Raw genomic sequence first — 11,081 nt, forward strand, 5'->3', positions numbered from 1 at the left:
CGCCATGAAGCACTTGCGTATCCTCCTCGGCATGCTGGCGAGCCTGTTCGGCAGCCTGTCCCTCGCCTCCCCCGCCGCCGCCTATTGGGAATATGGCCACGAGACCGTCGCGGCCATCGCCTGGGCGAACATCACCCCCCATGCCCGCGCGGAAATCCGCCAGATCCTGCGCGCACAGGCCCAGCTCGACACGCCGACCTGTCCGGTGCGGACGATCGAGGAGGCCAGTGTCTGGCCCGATTGCGTCAAGCCGCTGAAGGATGAAAACGGCAAGTCGCGCTTCGGCTATGCCTATGTCTGGCATTATCAGAATATCGACATCTGCCAGCCCTTCCGCCTGCCCCCGGCCTGCGACACGGGCGACTGCGTGTCGGCACAGATTCCGCGCCAGCTCGCCATCCTGAAGAACAAGCGCTCGGGCGCGAAGGAACGGGTGATGGCGCTGGCCTTCCTGGTCCATTTCGTCGGCGACCTGCACCAGCCGCTCCATGCGGGCGACAAAAGCGACAAGGGCGGCAACGACACCCATGTCGATTACGGCACTTATGCGACGCCCCGCCTGAACCTGCATTCGATCTGGGACGGCCTGCTCGCCGAGCGCGCGATCTCGACCCCGCCCAAGCTGGTCCGCGCCTATTCGGCGGCCGAGCGGCGGCGCGAGTCGGCGGGTGACGTGACGGCGTGGAGCCGCGAGAACTGGGCCATCGCCAAGCGCGCCTATGCCGCCGCGATGGGCGGCGATCCGTGCCAGCCGACGCCGGCGCACATGAAGATGGACGAAGCCGCGGTCCGCGCGATGGCGCCGGTCGAGCGCGAGCAGGTGAAGCGTGGCGGGCTGCGACTGGCGAAACTGCTGAACAGCGCGTTCCGGGGGTAATCCTATTCCTCCCCATCTTTGATGGGGAGGGGGACCGCCGCGAAGCGGTGGTGGAGGGGCAGACGGACCGGCCACGCCCCTCCATCACGCCCTGGGGGCGCGGTCCCCCTCCCCAAGCAAGCTTGGGGAGGATTGGACGGTCAGCTCAGTACCACCGTCACGGCACGACGGTTCTCGGCATAGCTGGCTTCGTCCGAACCCAGCGCGATCGGGCGTTCCTTGCCATAGCTGATGACGTTCATGCGCTCGGGCGAGACACCGCGCGCCGCCAGGTAATTCTTGGCCGCGTTCGCACGACGGTCACCCAGTGCGAGATTGTATTCGCGGGTGCCGCGCTCGTCGCAATGCCCCTCGATGGTGATGCGGACATTGGGATAGCGCGCCAGCCACTGCGCCTGGCTGTCCAGGATCGCGCGCGACTGGGGATCGATGCCATATTGGTCGAGCCCGAAATGGATCGTATTCGACGTCACCGAGCGCTTGAAGTCGGCGTCCGAGCCGGGAACGATCGCGCCGTCCGGGTTGGTGGTCGCGCCCGCATTGGAATCGACGCCGGTGCCCTGGCTGACAGGGGCTGGCGGCAGCACTTCGGGACGCTTCTTGGCACAGCCTGCCATGGCGATCGCCATGGTGGCGACGACGAGCGTGGTCTTGATCTTGGTCATCGGACTCTCAACTCCCTACAGATTGGTTTGGCCCCCGAAACTCTCAACTGGCGCAACTCTTTACTGGCGCAGCGGCCCCCAGGCCGGGTCCGACCCGTCGAGCGGCGTCGGAATGCGGCGCTCGTTGACGCCGGTCAGGTCGACCATCCACACATCCGCCTTGCCCGACGCCCCTTGCGTCGAACGCTGGAAGGTGATGACCCGGCCATTGGGCGACCAGCTCGGCCCCTCGTCCTGCCAGCTGTTGGTCAGCAGCTTCTCGCCGCCGCCCGACGGGCTCATGATGCCGATGCGGAACGCCCCGCCCAGCTTGGTGAAGGCGATCAGGTCGCCGCGCGGGCTCCAGACCGGCGTCGCATAGCGCCCGCCGCCAAAGCTGATCCGCTGCTGGTTCGATCCGTCGGCGTTCATGACATAGATCTGCTGCCCGCCCGAGCGATCGCTCTCGAACACGATCTTCGATCCGTCGGGCGAATAGCTGCCGCCGGTGTCGATGCCGGGCGCGTTGGTCAGGCGTTGGGGTGCCCCGCCTTGCGACGACACGCGGTAGATATCGGTATTGCCGCCCTGCGCCATCGAGAAGAGGATCCAGCGGCCATCGGGCGAGAAGCGCGGCGCGAAGGTCGTCGCGGCGTTCTGCACCACCAGCCGCTGACGCCCGGTACCGATGTCATAGACATAGATGGCGGGCCGCTTGTCGATATAGGACATGTAGACGATCGACTGCTGGTTCGGCGCGAAGCGCGGGGTCAGCACGATCGACTGGCCGTTGGTCAGGAAGCGGTGGTTCGCGCCGTCCTGGTCCATGATCGCCAACCGCTTGATGCGCCGCGCCTTCGGCCCCGTTTCCGAGACATAGGTGATGCGGCTGTCGAAATAGGGGCCTTCGCCGGTCAGCTTGGTATAGATGGTGTCGGCGCACTTATGCGCCGCGCGCCGCCAGTCGCCCGGCGTCACGACGAAGCCCTGCCGCGCCAGCTCGCTCTTGGCCAGCACGTCGTACAGATAGCATCCGACCGTGAGCGTGCCGTCGCCATTGGCGCGGACATAGCCCTGGACCAGCGCCTGCGCGCCGGTGCCGTTCCAATAGTCGAAGGCGGGCGCGGTCACTTCCGGGAAGGACACGGTGCGCAGCTGCGCAGGGGGAATCGGCGTGAACAGCCCCGAATTGCGCAGGTCGTTGGCGATGATCTCGGACAGTTTCTGCCCCACCACATCGGTCGTGCCCGCCGCGGTCTGCACCACCGCACTGGTCGGCATGGCGGGGATGGCGATCGGCATCGGCGCGGAGATACCGCCCTCGACATCGACGACCAGCCCTTCCTGCCCGTTCGCGGGCTGGGTGGCGGGCTGCTGTCCGGCGGGGGCCGGCGGTTGCGCCTGTGGAGTGGGCGCGGGCACGTCCTGCGCACCGACGGCACTGGCCGCCAGTGCCAGCGTAAGCGGCAGGGTCAGCAGGGAACGGGGCATAAACATGATCCTCAACCCGGGAGTCCGAAACGTAGTAGACCATCGCTCCAGCCGCCGGGCGCTCCATTATGCGCCGATGGCATGTCGCGTAATGGACAGTTTGTGAAAACCGCCGTCACCTTGGTAACGATCCCTTGCGCGCCTGTCGCCCGGCACGCGGCCACCGCGTCAAAGGGGATCGACACCGGGCAGGGACGAAGCGACGGACCGATCATCCTCAACCCGGCAGCTTGTAGCGCAGCGTGAAATTGCTCCAGCCGCCCGGTACGTCGTACAGCTCCGCCGGGAGCCCGCGCAGCGGCGAGCAGCCCTTGAAGGTGGCGATCGCCAGATCGTCGACCCGGTCGACATAGCGCTCATTCTCGCCATCGACGCCGCTATGCCCGACGACACGCGGCGCAGCGGCCAGGCTGCCGTCCTTGTTGAGGTGGAGGTTGATCGCGACACGAATCCGTTCCGCGCCCGGACCCGGCGTCACCTGCCGGTTGGCGCAGGGCTGCACCTGCCGCAGGATCGCCGAGGCGATGTTGGCCAGCTGCTGCGCACCGATCCTGGCGGCGGGCGCGGCCTGCGACTTGGACGGCGACGGATCGGCCGACAGCCCCTTCAGGAAGTCGGCGCCCAGATGCGAGCCGCGCGGGCGCGTAGTCTTCGCCGTCTCGCTCTTGCCGCTGCCGCGTGCCGGGGTCGTCGGCTTGGGGGCTGCCGCAGGCTTGGCTTCCGACCGGGTCGGACGCGCAGGCGCGGGCTTGGCCTCACGGACCGGCTTGGCCGGAGCGGGCTTGGCGGGCGCAGGCTTTGACTTCGGTTGCGGCTTGGGCTGCGGCCGTTCCACTGGTTTGGGCTTGGGTTCTGGCTTTGGCACCGGACGCGGCTTGGGCGCGGGTTCGGGTTTGGGCTCCGGCCTGGGCTGGGGCTTGGGTTGCGGCTTCGGCTGAGGCGCGGGCGGCGGCGGCGCGGGCTGGGGTTCAGGTTCGGCCTCCACCGGCTCGGGAGGCGCGGCGTCCTCGGGCGCGCCTTCTTCCGGCGCCACCGACTGCGCCGCCTGCTGGTTCGGTGTCGGCGACGCGGCGTCCAGCGCGACATCCTTCACCAGCGAGATGTCGATCGGCGTGACCTTCAGCTTTTCCGGGTTCGGCGTCGACAGAAAGCCGACCGACAACAGGCCGAACAGGACGATATGCCCTGCGACCGCGATCGCCAGCCCGGTCCGTTCCCCACGCTCCATCAGCGGGTGCCCGCTCCCTCGCCTGCGCCACCTTCGACGGTGACCAGCGATACGCGGTTCAGCCCGGCGCGGTTCAGCTCGCCCATCACCCGCATCACCCGGCCATAATCCAGCGCCCGGTCGGCACGCAGATAGACCTGCGGCACCTGTCCGTCGGGGCCTTTGCGCGCCGCGATCGCGTCGAGCTTCGCGGGCAGGTCGCCTTCGGTGATCTCGTCATCGTTCAGGAACATGCGCCCCTGTTCGTCGATCGCGATCTGTTCGGGCTTCTGCTCCTGGTCCAGTGCTTTGGCGCGGCTGTCGGGCAGGTTCACCGGCACGCCGCTGGTCAAGAGCGGCGCGGTCACCATGAAGATGATGAGCAGCACCAGCATCACGTCGACCAGCGGCGTGACGTTGATATCCGCCATCGGCGCGCGGCGCCCCCGGCCGGAGCGGGAGGGGAGGTTCATGGCCATCGCCGCTACCCTTTCAACGCGCCGCGTCGAGCTGGCGGCTGAGCGTGGTGTGGAACCCGTCGGCAAAGCGGTTCAGCGATGCCTCGACCCGGTTCACGCCGTGACTGAAGCGGTTATAGGCGATCACCGCCGGGATGGCGGCGAACAGGCCGATCGCGGTGGCGAACAGCGCCTCCGAAATGCCCGGCGCGACGACGGCCAGCGAGGTGTTCTGCGCCTGCGCGATGCCGGTGAAGCTGCGCATGATGCCCCAGACGGTGCCGAACAGCCCGACGAACGGCGCGACCGAGCCGACCGTCGCCAGCACGTTCAGCCGATCCGACAGCTTGTCGATCTCACCCGCCACGGCCGATCCCATCGCGGTGGCAAGCCGCTCGCGCGTGCCGTCGCGGTCGATATGCCCGCCCGCGGTCGAGCGCCGCCATTCCTGTACCCCCGCCGAAAAGACCCGCGCAGAGGGCAGTTCATTGTCCTGCTCCATCCGGTGGAAGGCGTCGATATCCTCCGCCTTCCAGAAATCGCGCTCGAACCGGGTCATGCCCTTTTTCGTGCGCGCCAGCTTGCGTGAAAAGGCGACGATGATCGTCCAGGTCCAGATGCTGGCGAGCAGCAGGCCGATCATCACGAACTTCACCACCCAGTCGGCGTGGATGAACAAAGCGACGGGCGACAAACTGGCGGCATCCATGTTGAAGACGGGATTCATGGGTGTTGAGTGTCCCCTTGCCAGACAAGGCGTTGGTAGATGGCGATCCAGTCGGCGGGCTGCCGACGCGGGCGGCCGTTCGGGCCGACCCACGCGACGGTCACGCGCGCGTCGGTCAGCTTGACCGCCCCGCACCTGACTGTCTGATGAATGACGACGCGCACCGCACTGACCTCGATCAGTCGGGACTCGACGATCAGGTCGTCGTCGAGCCGCGCGGAGGCGGCATAGCGGATGGCGATATCGGTGACGGCATAGGCGCCCTGCCCCGCCTCATGCGCGGCGCGCTGGTCGATCCCGGCGACGCGCAGCATGTCGGAGCGGGCGCGCTCCATATAGCGCAGGTAATTGGCGTGATAGACCACGCCCGACAGGTCGGTATCCTCGAAATAGACACGCACCGCGAAGCGATGCTCATGCCCCTCGAAGCGGCCGCCCTTCGGCTGGTCTTCTCCTGTCACCGTCATGGTGACTGCCCGTTAACCCATCCATCCGGGGGAAGGAAGGCACTTGCGCGCCTGTTACCTATGGGTTACATGACACCTATAGGTTACAGGAGGCGCATCATGGGTCTTGTCGAGAAAGCCGAACGCAACAGCCTGTTACGGGCGATCCTCTTTTATCTGTTGGCCTTGAGCCTGCTGGCGTCGACCATCCTGTCGATCGCCAACGGCCATGACGAACCCAACCGCCTTCTGGCCTGGTTCGTGTTGATCGGGCTGACCGCGCTCAATCTGACCAGCGTCCCCTTCCTGTTTCGACAACACAGACTCTCGGCGCTGATGAACGACGAAACGACCCGCGATCATCGCCGATCGAGCCTGGCCACCGGATTTTGGGCGATGATTCTGGCGACGGCGGCGACCATCGCAGTGTCGTCCTTTGTACCGCTGAGCGCCGTCGCCCTGGGAAGGGTCGTCGTTACCGCCGGACTCACCGCCGCGCTGACCGCCTTCGCCACGCTGGAACTGCGCGCCAGTCGATGAACGAGACGCTGGCCAACGACCTGAAGGCCGCACGCGAGGCGGCGGGGCTGACCCAGGGCGCGCTCGCCGAGGCGATCGGGGTCAGCCGCAAGACGATCAACACGGTGGAGAACGGCGTCTTCCAGCCCTCGACCCTGCTCGCGCTCAAGCTGGCGCGCGCCCTGGGCCGACCGGTCGAATCGCTGTTCTGGATCGCCGACTGACGCTTACCGGATCGCGGCCGGATCGACCTTCAGCGAGGGCGGATTGATGACCGGCGGGGTATAGGGCTTGGCGGCGGGCACCGGCTGGCTCGACAGGACCCGACCGCTCGGCGCGCTGGCGGGGGCGATGGCGGGGGCCGCGCTGCTGGCGATGGACAGCGGGGCGACGCCCTGCTGCACCGGCACCATCGTGCCCGCCCGCCAGGCGTCATAGGCGCGGAAAAAGGCGATGAAGGGCGCGTTGAGCTTGTCCAGCCGCTCGGCCGCCTTCGTGTCGAACGCCGAACCGGAAGCGGTGCTGATATCGGCCAGCACCTCGTCGGCGGCGGCGCAGAAGGTCTTGCGGACCGGCGTGATCGAGAAGAAGTTATAGAGCCGGGTCATCGCGTCGTCATAATTGTCGCGCCAGTCGCCGCCCTGCGCCTGATACTCCGCCGAATAGCGCTTTTCCGCCGCCGCCAGCTCGATCCGCTGGACGGTCAGCATGGTGTTGTAGCGGGTGACGATCTGCCCCTCATCCGGTCCGCGACAGGCCAGCGCGGCGACGTTGAGGCCCGAGCGCAGGTGCCAGACGGTGGCCGCGCTGGTCAGCGAGCGATTCGGCGTGGCGTAATTGCCATCGGGCAGAAGCGCGGGGATTCGCATGCCCGGCGTGGCACCGGCGGGCATCGGCGCGCGGACATATTGCGGCTGGGCCGGCACCATGACCGGCGGCGGCGCGACCTTGGCCGTTTCGCGCGCGGCGCAACCCGCCAGCGACAGGCCGATCGCCAAACCCGATACAATACGCAAACTCGCCATGACCCTGATCCTCGGAAAACCCCGCCCCCCGGTTATGGGCCACGTCATGCCGAAACAAGGTTAATACGTCGTAACCCGTGCGATGAAACGAGGCGTATGTCCGAGGGGTGGAAATCCTCCCCGGCACGGGGAGGGGGACCGCCGCGAAGCGGTGGTGGAGGGGGCGCACCATCAAGGGCATCCCTCGGGGAAGCCCCCCTCCGTCAGGCCTTCGGCCTGCCACCTCCCCGTACCGGGGAGGATCAGGCGGCGCGGGCGACCAGCGCAGCGGCGGCTTCGGCCATCAGCTGGGCGAGGATATCGGCGATCGGCTCTTCCTTGGTCACCATGCCGACCGACTGGCCCGCCATCACCGAACCATGCTCGACGTCACCGTCGATCACCGCGCGGCGCAGCGCACCCGCCCAGTAATGCTCGATCTGGAGCTGCGCCTCCATCATCGCCACCTTACCTTCGTCGAGCGCCTGGGCCACTTCGCGCTGCTTGGCGGTAAAGAGTTCGCCGCCCGCATTCTTCAGCGCGCGGACCGGGATGACCGGCAGGCGCGGGTCGATCTGCACGCTCGCCACCGCGTCGCGGGCCGAGGCGCGGATGAACGCCTTCTTGAAATTGGGATGCGCGATCGACTCGGTCGCGCAGACGAAGCGTGTGCCCAGCTGAACGCCCGCCGCGCCCATGTCGAGATAACCCGCGATCGCCTCGCCCCGGCCGATGCCGCCCGCGACGAAGACGGGAAGCTGGGCCGCGATCTCAGGCAGCATTTCCTGCGCCAGCACGCTGGTCGAAACCGGGCCGATATGGCCGCCCGCCTCCATGCCCTCGATCACCAGCGCGTCGACGCCCGAGCGGATCAGCTTCTTGGCGAGGCTCAGCGCGGGCGCGAAGCAGATGACCTTGGCGCCGGTGTCCTTGATCGCCTCCAGTGCGCCCTTGGGGGGCAGGCCGCCGGCGAGCACGACATGGCCGACCTGGTGACGGCCGCAGACCGCGACCAGGTCGAACAGCTGCGGGTGCATGGTGATGAGGTTCACGCCGAACGGGCGCTGCGTCATCGCCTTGGTCGCGGCGATTTCCGTGTCGAGCAACTCGGGCGTCATCGCGCCGCACGCGATCACGCCGAAGCCGCCCGCGTTCGACATGGCGGAAACGAGATTGCGCTCCGACACCCAGGACATGGCGCCCGCCATGATCGCCATGTCGGCGCCAAGGAACTCCGCGCCGCGCGCCATGCGGGTGGCGAGACGCTGTTCGCCGGTGGTGGTGGTCAGGGTATCGGTCATCTTTGCTCCATGCCGTGGAGCGGGGCGGACGGCAAGATTTGGTTCACGCGAAGCCGCGATGACGCGAAGAGTTTGTTCGCGCGGAGACGCGGAGCCGCGGAGATATCCGGCGCGCGGCAGCGCCATCACTTCATCAACGATGGTTGAAAAGGGAGCGGCGGCGCGGCTGGATACGCCCCCTCCTCGTCTCCGCGCCTCCGCGCGAACCATTCTTCTTGAAGACGCTTCGCGTCTTCGCGGCTTCGCGCGAACAAAAAGACCCCTCCCCGAACACAGCCGAAGAGGGGCCGACCGATTACGCCGCTTCGGCGTCCAGCCCATAGGCAGTGTGCAGCACACGCACCGCCAGTTCGGTGTAATCCTCCTCGATCAGCACGCTGACCTTGATCTCCGATGTGGTGATCGCAAGGATGTTGATCCCGCGCGCGCCCAGCGTCTGGAACATGGTCGAGGCCACGCCCGCATGGCTGCGCATGCCGACGCCGACGACCGAGATCTTGGCGACGCGGGTGTCGTGGACCAGATTGCCATAGCCGATCTCGCCGCTCGCCTTTTCCAGCACGTCCAGGCTGCGCGCCAGATCGGCCGAGGGCACGGTGAAGGTCACGTCCGTCGAGCCGGTCGAATGGGCGATGTTCTGAACGATCATGTCCACATTGATCCCCGCATCGGCCAGCGGCGCAAAGATCGCGCCGACCGCGCCGGGGCGATCCGGCACGGCGGTCAGGGTGATCTTGGCTTCGTTCTTGTCGTGCGCGATGCCGGTGATGAGCTGGCGTTCCATATCGTCGATTTCCTCTTCGCCCACGATCAACGTGCCGCGATGTCCGTCTTCGTCCCGTGCGTCGTCGAACGAGCTGAGCACCCGCACGCGCACCTGTTCCTTCATCGCCAGACCCACCGAGCGGGTCTGGAGCACCTTGGCGCCGACGCTGGCGAGTTCCAGCATCTCCTCATAGGTGACCTTCGACAGCTTGCGCGCGCGGGGCACGATGCGCGGGTCGGTCGTATAGACGCCGTCGACATCGGTATAGATGTCGCACCGCTCCGCCTTCATTGCCGCCGCGACCGCCACCGCACTGGTGTCCGATCCGCCGCGCCCCAGCGTCGTGACCCGGTTGCCCTCGGCCACGCCCTGGAAACCGGGGATCACCGCGACCACGCCCGCCGCCAGACTCTCGTCAAGCGCGGTCGTGTCGATCTCGCCGATCCGCGCCTTGGCGAACGCCGTGTCGGTGTGGATCGGCAACTGCCAGCCCAGCCACGAGCGCGCGGGCACGCCCATCGCCTGGAGCGTGATCGCCAGCAACCCGCTGGTGATCTGTTCGCCCGCCGAGACGACGACGTCATATTCCTGGGGATCGTAAAGCGACGAGGCCTCGCGGCAGAAACCGACCAGCCGGTCGGTCTCCCCCGCCATTGCAGAGACGACGACCGCGACCTCATGGCCCGCCTCCACCTCGCGTTTGACCCGCGCCGCCACGTTGCGGATGCGCTCGATTCCGGCCATCGAGGTGCCGCCGAACTTCATCACGATACGGGCCATGCGGTTTTTGCCAATCTCCTTGGGGTAAAACGGCGGTCCTGATAGGTAGCCCCCATGACGAACGCAAGCGATTTGAACGATTCTACCATTATCGGGGCCGAAGCCGCACATTTCGGAAAGATGGCGGCGGATTGGTGGGACCCCAAGGGGTCGAGCGCGATGCTGCACCGACTCAACCCGCCCCGGCTGCGCTATATTCGCGAGCAGATCGACCTACACTGGAACGCCGATGGTCAGGGCTTCACGCCCTTGAAGGGCAAGCGCGCGCTGGACGTCGGATGCGGCGCGGGGCTGCTGTGCGAGCCGCTGGCGCGACTCGGCGCAGAGGTGACGGGGCTTGACGCCGCGCCGGAGAATGTCGCGGTCGCCGCCGCGCACGCCGCGCAGTCGGGGCTGGAGATCCACTATCGCGCGGGCAGCGTCGAGGGGCTGGCGGGCGAGACGTTCGATCTCGTCACCTCGCTGGAGGTGATCGAGCATGTGTCCGATCCGGCGCGATTCGTGCGCGGGTTGGCCGATGCGCTGGCGCCGGGCGGGCTGATGATCCTGTCGACGCCCAACCGCACGCCGCTGTCGAAACTGGCACTCATCACGCTGGCCGAGGGGACCGGGCAAATTCCCAGGGGCACGCATGACTGGTCGAAGTTCCTGACGCCTGACGAACTGTCGGCGCTGCTGACCGAGGCCGGGCTGACGGTGCGCGACGTGCGAGGACTGAGTTATTCGCCGACCAAGGGCTTCATGGTCAGCGACTCGACCGCGCTCGATTATTTCGTGACGGCGACCCGCTAAATCTCCCCTCCCCTTCAGGGGAGGGGCCGGGGGTGGGGCGCTTCCGCAAGCGCACGGCCAATGGCGACC

General features: G+C 67.3%; 13 protein-coding genes. 4 read left to right on the forward strand and 9 right to left on the reverse strand.

All coding sequences use genetic code 11. The features are described 5' to 3' along the window. Positions 1-4: 4 nt before the first annotated feature. Positions 5-877, forward strand: coding sequence for a S1/P1 nuclease (locus SP5_RS07855; RefSeq protein ID WP_042486594.1), 873 nt, complete (start codon positions 5-7; stop codon positions 875-877). Positions 878-1,017: 140 nt separating this feature from the next. Here SP5_RS07855 and pal read toward each other — a convergent pair whose 3' ends face one another. From pal to SP5_RS07885, 6 genes are all read right to left on the reverse strand, one after another. Continuing rightward, entirely contained in the window at positions 1,018-1,542 is a 525-nt protein-coding gene (pal, locus tag SP5_RS07860) for a peptidoglycan-associated lipoprotein Pal (protein WP_042486597.1), read from the reverse strand. A gap of 60 nt (positions 1,543-1,602) precedes the next feature. Continuing rightward, positions 1,603-3,012, reverse strand: coding sequence for a Tol-Pal system beta propeller repeat protein TolB (gene tolB, locus SP5_RS07865; RefSeq protein ID WP_042486629.1), 1,410 nt, complete (start codon positions 3,010-3,012; stop codon positions 1,603-1,605). Between the two features lie 217 nt (positions 3,013-3,229). Then, positions 3,230-4,240, reverse strand: a complete 1,011-nt coding sequence (gene tolA, locus SP5_RS07870; RefSeq protein WP_042486600.1) for a cell envelope integrity protein TolA — start codon at positions 4,238-4,240, stop codon at positions 3,230-3,232. Then, positions 4,240-4,698: a protein TolR gene (gene tolR / locus SP5_RS07875; RefSeq protein WP_042486601.1), complete on the reverse strand. Its 459-nt coding sequence runs from the start codon at positions 4,696-4,698 to the stop codon at positions 4,240-4,242. Before tolR ends, tolA begins: the two co-directional genes overlap by 1 nt. A 13-nt stretch (positions 4,699-4,711) precedes the next feature. Next, entirely contained in the window at positions 4,712-5,404 is a 693-nt protein-coding gene (gene tolQ, locus SP5_RS07880; protein ID WP_042486604.1) for a protein TolQ, read from the reverse strand. Next, a complete protein-coding gene (locus SP5_RS07885) occupies positions 5,401-5,871 on the reverse strand; it encodes a YbgC/FadM family acyl-CoA thioesterase (protein WP_042486607.1) in 471 nt (156 codons plus the stop codon). Before SP5_RS07885 ends, tolQ begins: the two co-directional genes overlap by 4 nt. 99 nt (positions 5,872-5,970) lie before the next feature. Between SP5_RS07885 and SP5_RS07890 the strand changes: the two genes are divergently transcribed. Both SP5_RS07890 and SP5_RS07895 read left to right on the forward strand, forming a co-directional pair. Beyond that, positions 5,971-6,390: a hypothetical protein gene (locus tag SP5_RS07890; RefSeq protein ID WP_042486610.1), complete on the forward strand. Its 420-nt coding sequence runs from the start codon at positions 5,971-5,973 to the stop codon at positions 6,388-6,390. Further along, the gene (locus tag SP5_RS07895; protein WP_042486613.1) at positions 6,387-6,593 is read left to right on the forward strand and encodes a helix-turn-helix transcriptional regulator; all 207 of its coding nucleotides are present in this window, start codon (positions 6,387-6,389) and stop codon (positions 6,591-6,593) included. Before SP5_RS07890 ends, SP5_RS07895 begins: the two co-directional genes overlap by 4 nt. Positions 6,594-6,596: 3 nt before the next feature. Here the strand turns inward: SP5_RS07895 and SP5_RS07900 are convergent, their stop codons facing one another. From SP5_RS07900 to SP5_RS07910, 3 genes are all read right to left on the reverse strand, one after another. Next, positions 6,597-7,394: a hypothetical protein gene (locus tag SP5_RS07900; protein ID WP_042486615.1), complete on the reverse strand. Its 798-nt coding sequence runs from the start codon at positions 7,392-7,394 to the stop codon at positions 6,597-6,599. Between the two features lie 242 nt (positions 7,395-7,636). After that, positions 7,637-8,623: an NAD(P)H-dependent flavin oxidoreductase gene (locus tag SP5_RS07905; RefSeq protein WP_042486632.1), complete on the reverse strand. Its 987-nt coding sequence runs from the start codon at positions 8,621-8,623 to the stop codon at positions 7,637-7,639. Positions 8,624-8,969: 346 nt separating this feature from the next. After that, positions 8,970-10,220: an aspartate kinase gene (locus SP5_RS07910; protein WP_042486617.1), complete on the reverse strand. Its 1,251-nt coding sequence runs from the start codon at positions 10,218-10,220 to the stop codon at positions 8,970-8,972. Between the two features lie 54 nt (positions 10,221-10,274). Here SP5_RS07910 and ubiG point away from each other — a divergent pair, with 54 nt between their 5' ends. Continuing rightward, positions 10,275-11,012 (forward strand): bifunctional 2-polyprenyl-6-hydroxyphenol methylase/3-demethylubiquinol 3-O-methyltransferase UbiG, encoded by a 738-nt coding sequence (ubiG, locus tag SP5_RS07915; RefSeq protein WP_084220609.1) that lies wholly within the window; start codon positions 10,275-10,277, stop codon positions 11,010-11,012. The last annotated feature ends 69 nt before the right edge of the window (positions 11,013-11,081 follow it).

It is taken from the genome of Sphingomonas parapaucimobilis NBRC 15100, from assembly GCF_000787715.1.
Classification (GTDB): Bacteria; Pseudomonadota; Alphaproteobacteria; order Sphingomonadales; family Sphingomonadaceae; genus Sphingomonas; species Sphingomonas parapaucimobilis.